The following is a 13,593-nucleotide window of genomic DNA, read 5'->3' on the forward strand; positions in this document are numbered from 1 at the left end:
AGTTCAACGCCCGACGAGCGGGCGACACGCTTCTGCCCGGCGGGCGCCGGACGCGTTCAACGACATGTTACTCGCCAGTAACTTGATGGGGCAAGGGGTGTCCGGGGGTGTCGTCAGGCGGCCGGGGACTCCGGCTGGGGATGCAGCAGGGCCTCCAGGAGCAGGGGCACCGTGAGCTTTCGCTGCCAGGAGCGCGCGCCCAGCTCCGCGAGGGCCGCATCGACACTCTCTGAGTTCAGTTCCGTCGGCGGACGCCACATCAGACGACGCAGGTGATCCGGCGTGAGCAGGTTCTCGACGGGCATGTCCCATTCGGCGGCGAGGTCGGTGAGCGCCTGGCGCGCGGTGGTCAGCCGGGCGGCGGCGACGGGGTCCTTGTCCGCCCATGCCCGCGGGGGAGGTGGGGCGTTGGTCGGCAGGTGCAGCGGGGGAAGGTCCTCGGTGTCCCGGGCGGACATGAGGGCCCGGAGCCAGCGGGGCGCCTCACGCTGCGCCGCGCGGCCGTCGAAGCCACGGGTGGCGATCAGCTGCGGCACCGTGGTGGGCATGGCCCGCGCCGCAGCGATGAGCGCGGAATCCGGCAGGAGGCGGCCGGGTGCGACGTCGCGCTTGCGCGCCAGATCCTCCCGTTCGAGCCAGAGCTGACGCACCGCGGCCAGCTGGCGGCGATCGCGGATCTGGTGCATGCCGGACGTCCGGCGCCAGGGTTCCTTGCGAGGGGGTGCGACGCCGGCGTCCAGGATCGCCTGGAACTCCTCCAGGGCGAACTCCAGTTTGCCCTGGCTGCTCAGGAGCTCGATCAACTCCTCCCGCAACTCGATGAGCACTTCGACGTCGAGCGCGGCGTACTTGAGCCACGGCTCAGGCAGGGGACGGGTGGACCAGTCCGCGGCCGAGTGCTCCTTGGCCAGACGGAAGCCCAGGAGCTGCTCGATCACGGCGGCCAGGCCGACGCGCGGGAGCCCGGCCAAGCGTGCGGCAAGCTCCGTGTCGAACAGGGCCGAGGGCCACAGGCCGAGCTCGCTCAGGCATGGCAGGTCCTGGGTGGACGCATGCAGGATCCACTCGCTGCCCACGAGCGCGGCCTGGATCGGCTCGAGATCCTCGAATGGCTCGGGATCGATGAGCCAGGTCCCCGCGCCCTCGCGGCGGATCTGCACGAGGAAGGCGCGCTGGCCGTACCGGAAGCCGGAGGAGCGTTCGGCGTCGACGGCGACGGGGCCGGTCCCGGCGGCCAGCGCAGCGGCGCAGCGCTGCAGGCCGGCGTCGGTGCTGATGACGAAGGGGACGCCTTCGCGCGGCGTGTCCAATTCGACGACGTCGGGCACCTCGAGGGTGAGGTCGTCCAGGTCGTGGGAGGCTGTGTCAGCGGCCGGATCGCCGGCCGTGGTCAGGTTTCGCTTCAGGGTCATGGTGCTCTCAGTTTATCGGTGCCCCGGAGTGGGGCCGCCGGAGGCTCAAAAACGCCGCCCGGGAAGCGCCGTCACACCTTCGGGAAGCGGCGGAAGTCCGGCGAAGGAGCAGACCATGTCCGCCCAGGCTTCGAGGTGGTTCTGCACCTGCCAGTCGGCCGGCGTCCACGAGGCCCGGAGCTCGATGTCGATGGTGCTGCCGCGTTCGGCGAGCGTCCCGAAGGAATCGGAGAGCACCCGGGTGGCCGTGCCGCCCGCGGAACGGTAGTCGGCGCCGTGATTCTGCAATGCTTCGACGAGCCAGGTCCAGGCGACGGTGCCCAGGAGTTCGTCGTTGCCCATCTCGGCGTCCATCTGCGCCCGGATGAACGTCACCACGCGGAAGTCGCCGCCCCAGACCTCGGACCCGGCCGGATCGTGGAGCAGGATGAAGCGGCCGGTGGCCAGGTCGGCGAGCCCTTCGGTATCCGCGAGTCCGGGGCCGAGGGCCGACGGGGAGATCTCTGCGCCGAGCGCCACGGCGAAGGGCGCGAGCCGTGCCGGAGCGGGGATCTCCTCGAGCCGGAGTTCCGCGCGGGACCGCGCGGCCTTCAGCGAGGAGAGTGCTCTGTTGAAGCCCGAGGGCAACGGGGCATTGGCGTTCACGGCACGAGAATACTGCCGTGCGGGCGTGGCTCGACTGAGCCACGCCCGCACGATGCGAGTTTGACGCCTCGGCGCCTCTGCTGCGGGGCCTTGAAGCGTCCTGACCGGCGCCATGACGCCGGAACGGGGAGTCCGGTCAGGCGCCGAGCTCCGCACGCAGGGCGGCCGCGAAGGCATCCACATCGGCCTCCGTGGTGTCGAACGAGCACATCCAGCGCACCTCGCGGCGGCCGGCGTCCCAGTCGTAGAAACGGAACTTCTCACGCACCGCGTCCGCCACGCCCTCCGGGAGGATGGCGAACACACCGTTGGACTGAGTGTCCTGGGTGATCTCCACCCCGGGCAGGCCCTCCACGGCCGAGCGCAGGCGCTGCGCCATGGCATTGGAGTGGCTGGCCGACCGCAGCCAGAGGTCGCCCTCCAGGAGCGCGATGAACTGCGCCGACATGAAGCGCATCTTGGACGCGAGCTGCATGCTCATCTTGCGCAGGTAGATCAGGCCGGGCGCGGCCTCCGGGTTGAGCGCCACGACGATCTCGCCGAAGATCAGGCCGTTCTTGGTGCCGCCGAAGGAGAGGATGTCGACGCCGGCGTCGCGCGTGAAGGCGCGCAGCGGCAGTCCGAGCGTGGCGGCCGCGTTGGCCAGGCGGGAGCCGTCCATGTGCAGCTTCATTCCCTTGGCGTGCACGTGGTCAGCGATCGCGCGGACCTCCTCCGGGGTGTACACGGTGCCGAGTTCGGTGCTCTGCGTGATGGAGACGGCCAGCGGCTGGGCGCGGTGCTCGTCGCCGTAGCCCCAGGCCTCCAGGTCGATGAGCTCGGGGGTGAGCTTGCCGTTGTCGGTGGGGACAGGGAGCAGCTTGATGCCTCCCATCCGCTCCGGGGCGCCGTTCTCGTCGACGTTGATGTGCGCCGTGGTGGCACACACCACCGCGCCCCAGCGGGGGAGCAGCGACTGGAGAGCCACCACATTGGCGCCGGTGCCGTTGAACACCGGGAAGTACTCGATCCCGGCGCCGAAGTGGCCCTCCAGGACCTCGCCGAGCCGTGCGGTGTACTGGTCTTCGCCATAGGCGATCTGGTGCCCGTGGTTGGCCTGGGCGATGGCTTCCAGGATCTCCGGGTGGACGCCGGAGTAGTTGTCCGAGGCGAAGCCCCGGCTGGTGACGTCATGCAGGGGTGCGGATGCCATGGCGGAGTGTGTTTCCTGTTCTGTTGTCGGGAGGCGATGGGAGAGGACGCGGGTCACGCGTTCCAGGCGGGAAGGATCCGGCGCGTGCCGTTGAGATCCGCCGCGTCCTCACCGAAGAGGCCGAGAGCCGCCTGGGCGAGCTGGGTGACGTCCGTGTAGCCGGGGAACTTGCGTTCGGGGTGGGCGGTGCGCTGGGCTTCGTCCACGAGGGACTTCACCGCCAGCACGACGGCGGCGGCAGAGCCGGTGTCCGACGTGCGGAAGGCGTCCGCCACCGAGAGGGTCCAGGCCTCCGCCGCGGCCTTCGCCGCCGCGTAGTTGGCGCCCTTGGCCGTGGGGTGCTCGGCGATGGTGGAGCCCACCATGACGAAGCGGCCGGCCCGCGATGCGAGGAGGGCCGGGAGGAAGGCCCGGCTGGTGTTGCGCAGGGTCTGGACGGCCTGGCGGTGCAGGAAGTCCCAGTCCTCGTCGCTCTGGTCCAGCAGCGAGGTCCCGCCGCGCCAGCCGCCCACGAGGTGCAGCACGCCGTCCACTCCACCGGCGTCGTCGGTGATCTCGGCCGCGAGCCGCTCCACGGCGGCGTGGTCGGAGAGATCGCAGACCAGCGGGGTGACGGTGTGCCCGGAGGCTTCGGTGGAGGCGGACGCGGCCGCCTCAATGCGGTCGGGGGAGGACCCGATCGTGTAGACGCGGTGTCCGGCCTGGGAAAACGCCGTGGCGGCAGCAACCCCGGAAGGGCTGCTGCCGCCGGCGACGACAACGGTGAGGTTGTTCATGATGTCGAGTCTAGGCTCTCGTTCCAGGTGCCGTGGTTCAGGACAGCGCGGTGGCGCCGGTGATGCCCGCGGTGGACTCGATGACGGTGCGCATCTTCTTCTCCAGGGCCTCGAAGAACATGGAGAGCGGGAACTCGTCGTCCATGACCTGGTCGGTGATCTCGCGCGGGGTGCCGGTCAGCGGCAGGGCGTCGGGACCCTTGGCCCACACGGAGGCCGGGTGCGGCGTGACGGTGGCGGAGATCATCTCGTAGGCGGCGATCCAGTGGGCGACCTTCGGGCGGTCGATCGAACGCCAGTACAGCTCCTCGATCTGCTCGCCCAGGGCGACGACGACGTCGGCGACGTTGTCCCACTCGATGCTCATCTTGCCGTCGGTCCAGTGCAGCACGCGGTGCTGGTGCATCCACGCGAAGAGCAGCTGGCCGCCCAGGCCGTCGTAGTTGCGGACGCGGGAGCCCGTGATGGAGAAGCGGAAGATCCGGTCGAAGATGACCGCGTACTGCACGAGCTTGGCGTGCTTGCGGGCCTCGGGGCTCGCGTTCTCGTCCTTCTCGACGAGGACGGACTCGCGGAAGGCGGTGAGGTCACAGCGGAGCTCTTCCAGTGAGTACAGGAAGAACGGCATGCGCTGCTTGATCATGAACGGGTCGAAGGGCAGGTCGCCGCGCATGTGGGTGCGGTCGTGGATGAGGTCCCACATGATGAAGGCCTCCTGCGTCAGCTGCTGGTCCTCGATCAGCTCGGCGGCGTCCTCGGGGAGGTCCAGCGAGGTGATCTCGGCGGCGGCCCTCAGGACGCGGCGGAAGCGGGCGGCCTCACGGTCCTGGAAGATGGCGCCCCAGGTGAAGGCGGGGGTCTCGCGGACTGCCACGGACTCCGGGAAGAGCACGGCGGAGTTGGTGTCGTAGCCGGCCGTGAAGTCGACGAAGCTCAGCGGGACGAACAGCTTGTTGGAGTATGCGCCGGCTTCGAGCTCGGAGATGAACTCCGGCCAGAGGACGTCCACCAGCACGGCTTCGAGCAGACGCTGAGTGCTGCCGTTCTGGGTGTACATCGGGAAGACGACCAGGTGCTGGAGGCCGTCGATGCGGTGCTCCTGCGGCTGGAAGGCCATGAGGGAGTCGAGGAAGTCCGGTTCGCCGAAGCCCGCGGCGGCCCAGGCCTTCAGGTCCTTCTGCAGCAGGGTGAGGTATTCGGCGTCGTGCGGGAAGTGCGGTGTCAGCTCGGCGACGGCTTCGACGACGGTGTCGACAGCGTCGGCTGCTGCGGCGTGGTTCCCGGCGTCCTCGATGGCGCCGTTCTTGGACTGGAACGGCTGCACGCTGCTGACGGCGGCCTTCAGGCGCTGCCAGGCCGGGTGCTCGGCGGTGACGCGGGAGGTGGTCTCGATGGTGGTGGCGGTCATGGCCAGGCTCCTTTTCCTCTGTTCCCCGAGGGGAAGGTGCGGGGGCTCATGTGTGATCCGCCACACCGTGACATCTGGAATCAGCGTAGCCGTGAGCAACCAAGACTGATGCAAATTCGGGCGTAGCAACAGTAGCTCTTATGCTTGGTGGGCATCTCGCGGTTCAAGGCCCACGGACGGCGGAAGCTCCGTCCAGTGGGTTCCTCCGGCGCCTCGGCAACCCTCGCCGAGTCAGCGAAAAGGGGCGTGAGTCCGCTCGATGATGCAGCGGACTCACGCCCCTTGCAGCGGACTCACCGGAGCGCGTGGAGCGGCCGGTGAGCCCTGATCTACTGCGTCACTCGGTGGGCCGCAGTTTCAGCGAGACCGAGTTGATGCAGTACCGCTGGTCGGTGGGAGTGTCATACCCCTCGCCCTCGAAGACGTGCCCCAGATGCGAGTCACAGCTGGCGCAACGGACTTCGACGCGCTCCATGCCCAGCGTCGAGTCGCGGAGGTACCGGACCCGGCCCTCCGCGAGCGGCGCGAAGAAGGATGGCCACCCGCAGTGCGAGTCGAACTTCTCCGAGCTCGTGAACAGCTCCGCACCACAAGCGCGGCAGCTGTACACGCCCTCCTGCCGGGTGTCCCAGTACTCGCCGGTGAAAGCGCGTTCCGTGCCGGCCTGGCGGAGCACCTGGTACTCCTCGGGCGTCAGCTCCTGACGCCACTCCTGGTCACTCTTGACGACCTCTGCGCCGTTTCCCGGGCGGTCCATGATGTGCTCCTCACTCCGATGATCTGTTCGGCACAGGCGTTAACGCTCAGGAGTCCCCGATGAATCCCGAACCCGCGTAGAGATGCAGCACAGGAAGACCGAGAGCGTGCTGGGCCTTGCTCGCCAGGTCCGCGTGGAAAGTGTCCAGGACCGCGTGCGGGCGCGTGAACACGACCGCCTGGCTGGCGCCGGTGTCCTTGACCGCGTCCACGAGGGCCTGGACGGCGGACCCTTCGTCGACGACGCTGCCGTCGATCTCCTGGAACAGTCCTTCGAGGGCAGTCAAGGACTTCTCCAGCACCTGGGAGGCGTCCTGCCGGGCGTCGGCCGTGTCCGGGGCCTTGGCGCCCAGCTCGCGGAAGGCCTCGGCGAACTCGAGGAGGGAGAGGTGTTCGACGAAATCGACCAGCAGATGCCGCTGCGTGTCGGCCTGGACCAGGAGTTTCGCAGAGAACTCCCCACCGTCCAGAAGTTCCTCGAGGCTCGTGCGGTCCGAGTCGTCCAGTGTGGTTTCCGTCAGGATGACGATTGGCTGAATCATGTGACAAGACTAGTCCGGTACAGGAGATTCACGGCCACAGCCAGCAGAATGGATGTCATGGACGAACAGAGCAGCACGGGACGGGGCCATGGTTTCTTCAGGATCGCGGGACTGGGTGTCGCGTCGGCCCTGGCGGCGACGGCGTTGCTGGGGGCCGGGAGCTCGGCCCTGGCCGCCTACTTCGCCCGCCGCATCATCACCCCGGACCGGGTGAAGAGCCAGGGGGAGGAACTGCTCGCCGTCGTGCAGGGCGATCACGGCCCCGAGGCGATCTTCCGCGCCACGGCGGAGAACACCGGGGACGGGGTGTACAGCTTCCACTTCGACGGCGACGCCGGGCTGGCCAGGATCGGCCGCATCACCTCCTACTCGCCCCTGGAAGGCACGGTGCAGCGCGAGATCGAGGAGATCTATTCGGGGAGCCTGGACCGGGTGCGGTGGGGCCGCTGGGGCGGGGCGACCTACCCGGATCCGTCCGCCCTCGGGATCGACTTCGAGGAGGTCCTGCTCCGGGACGAGATCGGCGATTTCCCCGCCTGGCTGGTCCCGGCGCCGCAGGACGCCTCCGGCGCGGCCCACCGCAAGCATGCCGCGCCGGGTGGTCAGAACGTCTGGGCGATCATGGTGCACGGTCGCGGCGCGACGCGGATGGAGGGCCTGCGGGCCTTGCCCGTGGTCCAGGAGCTCGGGCTGACGAGCCTGCTCATCTCCTACCGCAACGACGGCGAGGCCCCTCCGGCGGATGCGGGGCGCTACGGCCTGGGGTCCACCGAGTGGCGCGAAGTCGAGGCCGCGATCGCGTACGCCCTGGACCACGGCGCGACGGACGTGGTGCTGTTCGGCTGGTCGATGGGCGGAGCGGTCTCCCTGCAGGCCGCGGATCAGGCCCGCAATCGGCACGCCATCAGGGCATTGGTCCTGGACGCTCCAGTGATCGACTGGGTGGACGTTCTCGCCTTCCAGGCGCGGCTCAACCGCATCCCCGCTGAAGTGGGGCGCTACGGGCAGTTCATGCTGTCCCATCCTCTGGGCCGGCGGCTGACCGGGCTGTCGGCGCCGGTGGACCTGAAGTCCATGGACTGGGTGACCCGCTCGATCGAGCTGCGGACCCCCACCCTCATCCTGCACAGCGTGGACGACGACTTCGTCCCCTATGGGCCGTCGGAGAAGCTCGCCGCGAAGAACCCCGAGATGGTGACGTTCGTGCCGTTCCAGAAGGCACGGCACACGCGGGAGTGGAACGTGGACCGGGAGCGCTGGGAAGCGACCGTCCGAGAGTGGCTCGGTGCCCAGCTGGAGGAGCGGAAGGGACCGGCGGCGGCGGTCTGAGGCCGTGCCGGGAAGGCGCCGGCCGTCCGCTCAGGCGCGGATCGTGGCGCGCACGGCGCCGGTGAGGCGGCTCAGGTCCTCCGGCGACAGCTCGACGTCGAGACCTCGGCGCCCTCCGGAGACGAGGATCGTGGCGTGCTCGAAGGCCGAGTCGTCCAGCACGGTGGGTGACGGCGAACGCTGACCCAGCGGGGAGATCCCGCCGAGAACGTACCCTGTCCGGCGCTGGGCCGCGGCCGGGTCGGCCATGGACGCCTTCTTCTGGCCGAACGCCGCGGCAACGGCCTTGAGGTCGAGCGTTCCGCTCACGGGCACGACGCCCACGGCCATGCCGTCCGCGAGCTGGACCATGAGGGTCTTGAAGACCTGTTCGGGGGCGAAGCCGAGCGCCTCGGCCGCCTCGAGCCCGAAGTTGGTGTTCCGCGGGTCGTGGTCATACAGGTGCAGCGTGAACGGGACCCCGGCCGCCTCGAGTGCGAGGGTGGCCGGGGTCCCGGTGCTGTGCTTCTTGCCGGCCATGCCGGATCAGGACGGCGCGACGGCGGTGGACTGGGCCACGTACGCCGTCACCTTGCGTTTGATCCTTCCGAGCATGGCTGTCATGCCGCGCATCCTGAGCGGGGACACCGCGCGGGTCAGGCCCAGGAGCTCCGGCATGTCATCCGGAACCGCCAGGATCTCGGCCGCGCTCAGGCCGTTCAGACCCTCATGGAGCACTCCCGCGAAACCGCGCGTGGTGGGCGCCTCCGCCGGCGCCTGGAAGAACAGCTCGATCAGGGCGTCCGCGCCGCGGCCTTCCGCCTCGATGGTGAGGAAGAGGGGCGACTGGCACTCCACCACCTGTTCCAGAAGCTCCGGGTGATCCTTGAGCCGCGCGGGAAGCTCCGGCAGGCCCCGGGAGAAGTCCAGGAGCAGCTGAAGGCGGTCCCGCTCCTCAAGAGCCTGGAACTCCTCGACGATCTCGGCCAGTGCGGATGGAAGTGCTGCCGGACGCTGGGTGGAGGGTGACTTACTGCTCATGGGCATCAATCCTACGCCTGGCTCAGAATCCGGCCGGAACCTCGCCGCGCTCGGAGCCCTTCACGATCGGGACACGCACGGCGTTGCCCCATTCGGTCCAGGAGCCGTCGTAGTTGCGGACGTTCTCGAAGCCCAGCAGGTACTTCAGGGCGAACCAGGTGTGGCTGGACCGCTCACCGATGCGGCAGTAGGCGATGACCTCGTCGCCCGGGGTGAGTCCGGCTTCGCCGCCGTAGATGGCGTCCAGTTCCTCCCGCGAACGGAAGCTGCCGTCCTCGGCGGCCGCACGGGCCCACGGGACGGAAGCCGCGGTGGGGATGTGGCCGCCACGGAGCGCGCCTTCCTCCGGGTAGGCCGGCATGTGGGTCCGGGCGCCGCTGTATTCCTCGGGGGAGCGGACGTCGATGAGCGGTTTGCCGAGGTGGGCCAGCACGTCCTCCTTGAAGGCGCGGATGGGCTGGTCGTCACGCTCGACGACGGGGTAGTCACCGGCGGCGGGAGCGGGCACGTCGGTGACGAGCTCGCGGCCCTCGGCGATCCACTTATCGCGGCCGCCGTCCAGGAGGCGGACATCCTCGTGACCGAACAGGGTGAAGACCCAGAGGGCGTAGGCGGCCCACCAGTTCGACTTGTCACCGTAGATGACGACGGTGGAGTCGCGGGAGATGCCCTTGGAGGCGGCGAGCTCGGCGAAGGCGGCGCCGTCGACGTAGTCGCGGGTCACTTCGTCATTGAGGTCCGTGTGCCAGTCGATCTTCACGGCGCCGGGGATGTGGCCGGTCTCGTACAGCAGGACGTCCTCGTCCGACTCGACCACCACGAGGCGGCCGTCCGCGACGGCGCCGGAGGCGATCTGCTCGGCGAGCCAGTCCGTGGACACCAGGCGCTCCGGGTGTGCGTAGCTGGCGAACTTGTCGTTCTCTTCAGGGGCGATGCTCATGGGTCAGCCTGGCTTTCTTCGGGGACGGGATCGGCTCGTGCCCCGGGGACGGGACCGTGCCGTTGAGTCAACCTTAACCACGCCGGCTCCCCAGGGAAGGTGAGAGTTCACATGGGGCAACACTGCGCCGTCGTCGATATTCCCGGGCTGTGAGAAGGACCGCCCCCGGCCGGGGGCCAACGCCCGGTATCCTGGGCACTGCGGTTCAGTCGCCCGGGCTGCCGTGCCTTGGAGGAATGGAACCCTTGCAGATCGAACAGCTTTCCACCCGGACTCCTGCCGTCTCAGCCGATGAGATCCTGGCGGGGTTCGCTCCCACCTACCGTTTCGGGGAGGTGTCCTTCGACAGTTACCGTCCCGATCCTGCGCACCCGAGCCAGGCCGCCGCGGTGAAGGCCCTGCGGGAGTTCGCGGCCGGCGTGGGCACGTCCTCCTCGGGAGGGCTGTTCGGAAAGCTCTTCGGCAAGAAGAAGGACGCGGGCCGGGCCGGCATCTACCTCGACGGCGGATTCGGTGTGGGCAAGACCCACCTGCTCGCCTCTCTCTGGCACGCCGTCCCGGGGCCGAAGGCCTTCGGCACCTTCGTGGAGTACACCAATCTGGTGGGCGCGCTCTCCTTCCGGAAGACCGTGGAAGCGCTCAGCACCTACAAGCTCGTGTGCATCGATGAGTTCGAGCTGGACGATCCGGGCGACACGGTCCTGATGTCGCGCCTCATGCGCGAACTGGCCGACGCCGGCGTGAAGCTCGCGGCCACCTCCAACACCCTGCCGGGCTCGCTGGGGGAGGGGCGCTTCGCCGCCGTCGACTTCCAGCGCGAGATCCAGGTGCTCGCCGATCAGTTCGACGTGATCCGCGTGGACGGCGAGGACTTCCGTCACCGCGGCCTGCCGGCGGCGCCCCAGCCGGTGCGTGCCGATGAGCTGAACTCCCGGATGAAGGCCGAGTTCGAGGGCAAGACGGTGGCGGTGGACGATTTCCCGAGCCTGATCTCGCACCTGGCCGGTGTGCACCCGAGCCGTTACCGTGCTCTGCTCGACGGCGTGGAGGCAGTGGTCTGGAAGGGCGTCACCCCGGTGACGGAGCAGGCCGTCGCACTGCGCTTCGTGGTGCTGGCGGACCGTCTCTACGACAAGGACGTGCCGATCCTCGCCAGTGGAGTCTCCTTCGATCAGCTCTTCACCCCGGAGATGATGGCCGGCGGATACCAGAAGAAATACTTCCGCGCGGTGTCCCGTCTGACGGCCCTGGCGCGCGAGGCGCAGCAGCACGAACCCGCGGTCTGAGGGCGCACGCGGCCGCCCGTCGTCGCCGTCGTCCGGAAGGCATCCTTAAATGCCAAAGCGCCGGTGCTGCCTCTCGGCAGTACCGGCGCCTCGCTTGACAAATGCTTTGGGCGCCTCAGGCTTCTGGCCTAGGCGTTGTCCTTGCCTTCGAGGTTGTCCACGAAGTTGGAAGCGCCATCCTGGACTGCGTCCACCTGGCCAGCGAACTTGCCACCGGTTTTCTCATCGATAAAGTCGCCGACCTTCTCGATGCCATCCTTGATGGCCTGCTCGTTGCCCTGGACCAGATCCTGGGCCTTGCCCTTCAGATCGTCAAAGACAGACACAGGCACCTCCTTTCCGTTGGCGGGGCCAGACGCCCCGTTCGATCAACGAGCATAGTGGAAAGAGGGGAAAAGAAAAAGACCACCCGAAGGTGGTCTTTCAGATCTTCATCCTGACCGCGAACGGTCCGAAAGAGAAAGTGGAGCGGACGACGAGATTCGAACTCGCGACATCCACCTTGGCAAGGTGGTGCTCTACCAGCTGAGCTACGTCCGCGTGGAACACTTGCGTGTCCGTGGGCGATACTGGGATCGAACCAGTGACCTCTTCCGTGTCAGGGAAGCGCGCTACCGCTGCGCCAATCGCCCGGGGTGCCGGGTTGCAGTCTGTTTGACCACACTGCGAGCGGACGACGAGATTCGAACTCGCGACATCCACCTTGGCAAGGTGGTGCTCTACCAGCTGAGCTACGTCCGCGTGGAACACTTGCGTGTCCGTGGGCGATACTGGGATCGAACCAGTGACCTCTTCCGTGTCAGGGAAGCGCGCTACCGCTGCGCCAATCGCCCCTAGCTTTCCACCGAAGTGGAACCAGGGTTTTCACCGAGGTGGGTACGGGATTCGAACCCGTGTATACGGCTTTGCAGGCCGCTGCCTCGCCTCTCGGCCAACCCACCGTGCAGAAGATTTCTCTTCAGACAGTGTCCTGCGAGCGGACGACGAGATTCGAACTCGCGACATCCACCTTGGCAAGGTGGTGCTCTACCAGCTGAGCTACGTCCGCAGAAGGTTTTCCGACCCTGTCCCGCTATGGGCTAGGGCCGCTTTCCAACGAAGAAAAACTCTATAGGACGGAGGCCCGTTTGTTCAAATCCCGCGGCCTTCCGCGCGTCGTGGCGCTCAATTGGCGTTCCGCTCGATGATGGTCTAGAGTTTCTAAGCGTTGCAGAACGCAAGGGCGATTGGCGCAGTGGTAGCGCGCTTCGTTCACACCGAAGAGGTCACTGGTTCGAACCCAGTATCGCCCACCCTTGCACCCCCGGTTGACCAGCGGAAACGCTGGATCGGCCGGGGGTTTTCGCGTCCCCGGGCTCAGAGCCGCCGACGCCGGGGGCGACGCGGAGGGCAGGAAACGATGTCGGCGCGTTATGGGAAAGTGAAGACATGACCGCACCAATGCTTGCCCGGGCCACCGATACGGGCCGTATGTATGCGCGCAGCACGCGCGAAGAACCCGTCGTCCCGTCGATCACCACCGTGATCGCGCAGCAGCCCCACGGTCTGGACGGCTGGTTCGGATACATGGGGGCGAACGCCCTGGCGCAGGACGTCACCCTCCAGTCCGCACTCAACAGCCCGGCGAAGCTCCGTCAGGCGGTGCAGCGCGCCGCCAATGCGGCCGCCCTGTACCGCGACGCGGCCGCGGAGCGTGGTGACCGCGTCCACAACTACTGTGAGCAGGTGGCGCTGCGGCATCTGGACCGGGAGCACGACGTCGACGGCGCGCGGGACCTGCTCGCCCGGCACGGCGAGCAGGCGTTCGCCGACCGCTTCGATGAATGGTGGAAGGCGTATGACGTACGCCCGATCGCCCCCGAGATCACGGTCTGGAACCACGAGGTCGGCTATGCGGGCACGCTCGACCTGGTGGCCGAGATCAACGGCCGCACCTGCCTGATCGACTACAAGACCAAGGGCACCACCCGGGACGGCCAGGTCAAGGCGCTGGATGACAAGGTGGTCATGCAGCTCGTCGCCGGCATGAAGGCGGAGGAGAGCCTGGTCGATCCCGAACTGGGGGAGTGGGAGGCGTGGCAGCATGGCGGCGGCCCTCTGCTCATCGCGGTGGCGGTGGGAGAGACCGAGGTGCGGCCGCAGCGGGCCAATCCCGAGGTCCTCAAGCATCACTGGTGGAAGTTCTGCGCCTTGAAGAGGGTGTGGCAGCTCAATCAGGAACTGCTGCAGGAGCGGTCCGCGCTCCTTCCTCTGTCCCCGCCGCGGGTCTGAAACGCGACCTGCCGGG

The 13,593-nt window shown here is 68.1% G+C and carries 14 protein-coding genes and 7 tRNA genes; 4 read left to right on the forward strand and 17 right to left on the reverse strand.

From position 1 onward, the window contains the following. Window positions 1–113: 113 nt before the first annotated feature. From BLV63_RS10060 to BLV63_RS10090, 7 genes are all read right to left on the reverse strand, one after another. Window positions 114–1,412 carry an HRDC domain-containing protein gene (locus BLV63_RS10060; protein WP_066212301.1) on the reverse strand — a complete coding sequence of 433 codons (1,299 nt, stop codon included), beginning with the start codon at window positions 1,410–1,412 and terminating at the stop codon, window positions 114–116. Window positions 1,413–1,457: 45 nt separating this feature from the next. Continuing rightward, window positions 1,458–2,057: a DUF3000 domain-containing protein gene (locus BLV63_RS10065; protein ID WP_066212305.1), complete on the reverse strand. Its 600-nt coding sequence runs from the start codon at window positions 2,055–2,057 to the stop codon at window positions 1,458–1,460. 136 nt (window positions 2,058–2,193) lie between these two features. Continuing rightward, a complete protein-coding gene (locus BLV63_RS10070) occupies window positions 2,194–3,249 on the reverse strand; it encodes a threonine aldolase family protein (protein WP_066212307.1) in 1,056 nt (351 codons plus the stop codon). Between the two features lie 53 nt (window positions 3,250–3,302). Then, on the reverse strand, window positions 3,303–4,025 hold the full coding sequence (locus BLV63_RS10075) for an SDR family NAD(P)-dependent oxidoreductase (RefSeq protein WP_066212310.1): 723 nt from the start codon (window positions 4,023–4,025) through the stop codon (window positions 3,303–3,305). Window positions 4,026–4,062: 37 nt separating this feature from the next. Next, window positions 4,063–5,433, reverse strand: a complete 1,371-nt coding sequence (locus tag BLV63_RS10080; protein WP_066212312.1) for a DUF6421 family protein — start codon at window positions 5,431–5,433, stop codon at window positions 4,063–4,065. Between the two features lie 337 nt (window positions 5,434–5,770). Next, entirely contained in the window at window positions 5,771–6,190 is a 420-nt protein-coding gene (msrB, locus tag BLV63_RS10085) for a peptide-methionine (R)-S-oxide reductase MsrB (RefSeq protein WP_066212314.1), read from the reverse strand. A gap of 46 nt (window positions 6,191–6,236) precedes the next feature. Next, on the reverse strand, window positions 6,237–6,731 hold the full coding sequence (locus BLV63_RS10090) for a hypothetical protein (protein ID WP_066212316.1): 495 nt from the start codon (window positions 6,729–6,731) through the stop codon (window positions 6,237–6,239). 57 nt (window positions 6,732–6,788) lie between these two features. On the opposite strand from BLV63_RS10090, the gene BLV63_RS10095 reads away from it, so the two are divergent. Beyond that, window positions 6,789–8,060 (forward strand): alpha/beta hydrolase family protein, encoded by a 1,272-nt coding sequence (locus tag BLV63_RS10095; RefSeq protein ID WP_174521253.1) that lies wholly within the window; start codon window positions 6,789–6,791, stop codon window positions 8,058–8,060. Window positions 8,061–8,090: 30 nt separating this feature from the next. On the opposite strand, the gene ybaK is transcribed toward BLV63_RS10095, so the two are convergent. The 3 genes from ybaK to BLV63_RS10110 are packed head-to-tail and all read right to left on the reverse strand — an operon-like array spanning window position 8,091 to window position 10,020. After that, entirely contained in the window at window positions 8,091–8,579 is a 489-nt protein-coding gene (gene ybaK / locus BLV63_RS10100) for a Cys-tRNA(Pro) deacylase (RefSeq protein WP_066212318.1), read from the reverse strand. A gap of 6 nt (window positions 8,580–8,585) precedes the next feature. Next, on the reverse strand, window positions 8,586–9,080 hold the full coding sequence (locus tag BLV63_RS10105) for a SufE family protein (protein ID WP_066212321.1): 495 nt from the start codon (window positions 9,078–9,080) through the stop codon (window positions 8,586–8,588). A gap of 22 nt (window positions 9,081–9,102) precedes the next feature. Next, window positions 9,103–10,020, reverse strand: a complete 918-nt coding sequence (locus BLV63_RS10110) for a sulfurtransferase (protein WP_066212323.1) — start codon at window positions 10,018–10,020, stop codon at window positions 9,103–9,105. Between the two features lie 236 nt (window positions 10,021–10,256). On the opposite strand from BLV63_RS10110, the gene zapE reads away from it, so the two are divergent. Beyond that, entirely contained in the window at window positions 10,257–11,306 is a 1,050-nt protein-coding gene (zapE, locus tag BLV63_RS10115; protein WP_066212325.1) for a cell division protein ZapE, read from the forward strand. A 128-nt stretch (window positions 11,307–11,434) separates the two neighbouring features. Here zapE and BLV63_RS10120 read toward each other — a convergent pair whose 3' ends face one another. From BLV63_RS10120 to BLV63_RS10150, 7 genes are all read right to left on the reverse strand, one after another. Further along, window positions 11,435–11,632, reverse strand: a complete 198-nt coding sequence (locus tag BLV63_RS10120; protein ID WP_074784233.1) for an antitoxin — start codon at window positions 11,630–11,632, stop codon at window positions 11,435–11,437. A 138-nt stretch (window positions 11,633–11,770) separates the two neighbouring features. Continuing rightward, a tRNA-Gly gene (locus tag BLV63_RS10125) sits at window positions 11,771–11,846 on the reverse strand. Window positions 11,847–11,866: 20 nt separating this feature from the next. Beyond that, a tRNA-Val gene (locus tag BLV63_RS10130) sits at window positions 11,867–11,938 on the reverse strand. A gap of 36 nt (window positions 11,939–11,974) precedes the next feature. Continuing rightward, window positions 11,975–12,047, reverse strand: a tRNA-Gly gene (locus tag BLV63_RS10135). A gap of 20 nt (window positions 12,048–12,067) precedes the next feature. Further along, window positions 12,068–12,139 (reverse strand) — tRNA-Val (locus BLV63_RS10140). A gap of 37 nt (window positions 12,140–12,176) precedes the next feature. Next, window positions 12,177–12,247 (reverse strand) — tRNA-Cys (locus BLV63_RS10145). Between the two features lie 34 nt (window positions 12,248–12,281). Further along, window positions 12,282–12,354, reverse strand: a tRNA-Gly gene (locus BLV63_RS10150). Between the two features lie 172 nt (window positions 12,355–12,526). Here BLV63_RS10150 and BLV63_RS10155 point away from each other — a divergent pair. Both BLV63_RS10155 and BLV63_RS10160 read left to right on the forward strand, forming a co-directional pair. Then, window positions 12,527–12,598, forward strand: a tRNA-Val gene (locus BLV63_RS10155). Window positions 12,599–12,734: 136 nt separating this feature from the next. Next, window positions 12,735–13,577, forward strand: coding sequence for a PD-(D/E)XK nuclease family protein (locus BLV63_RS10160; RefSeq protein WP_066212329.1), 843 nt, complete (start codon window positions 12,735–12,737; stop codon window positions 13,575–13,577). The last annotated feature ends 16 nt before the right edge of the window (window positions 13,578–13,593 follow it).

Source organism: Arthrobacter woluwensis, from assembly GCF_900105345.1.
In the GTDB taxonomy this organism is placed as follows: Bacteria; Actinomycetota; Actinomycetes; order Actinomycetales; family Micrococcaceae; genus Arthrobacter_E; species Arthrobacter_E woluwensis.

What these genes read in the sequence shown, in the direction of transcription:
- BLV63_RS10090 (WP_066212316.1), bottom strand. Translation starts at nt 6,731, where the DNA reads ATGATTCAGCCAATCGTCATCCTGACGGAAACCACACTGGACGACTCG.
- msrB (WP_066212314.1), bottom strand. Translation starts at nt 6,190, where the DNA reads ATGGACCGCCCGGGAAACGGCGCAGAGGTCGTCAAGAGTGACCAGGAG.
- BLV63_RS10075 (WP_066212310.1), bottom strand. Translation starts at nt 4,025, where the DNA reads ATGAACAACCTCACCGTTGTCGTCGCCGGCGGCAGCAGCCCTTCCGGG.
- zapE (WP_066212325.1), top strand. Translation starts at nt 10,257, where the DNA reads ATGGAACCCTTGCAGATCGAACAGCTTTCCACCCGGACTCCTGCCGTC.
- BLV63_RS10105 (WP_066212321.1), bottom strand. Translation starts at nt 9,080, where the DNA reads ATGAGCAGTAAGTCACCCTCCACCCAGCGTCCGGCAGCACTTCCATCC.
- BLV63_RS10080 (WP_066212312.1), bottom strand. Translation starts at nt 5,433, where the DNA reads ATGACCGCCACCACCATCGAGACCACCTCCCGCGTCACCGCCGAGCAC.
- BLV63_RS10070 (WP_066212307.1), bottom strand. Translation starts at nt 3,249, where the DNA reads ATGGCATCCGCACCCCTGCATGACGTCACCAGCCGGGGCTTCGCCTCG.
- BLV63_RS10110 (WP_066212323.1), bottom strand. Translation starts at nt 10,020, where the DNA reads ATGAGCATCGCCCCTGAAGAGAACGACAAGTTCGCCAGCTACGCACAC.
- BLV63_RS10160 (WP_066212329.1), top strand. Translation starts at nt 12,735, where the DNA reads ATGACCGCACCAATGCTTGCCCGGGCCACCGATACGGGCCGTATGTAT.
- ybaK (WP_066212318.1), bottom strand. Translation starts at nt 8,579, where the DNA reads ATGGCCGGCAAGAAGCACAGCACCGGGACCCCGGCCACCCTCGCACTC.
- BLV63_RS10095 (WP_174521253.1), top strand. Translation starts at nt 6,789, where the DNA reads ATGGACGAACAGAGCAGCACGGGACGGGGCCATGGTTTCTTCAGGATC.
- BLV63_RS10060 (WP_066212301.1), bottom strand. Translation starts at nt 1,412, where the DNA reads ATGACCCTGAAGCGAAACCTGACCACGGCCGGCGATCCGGCCGCTGAC.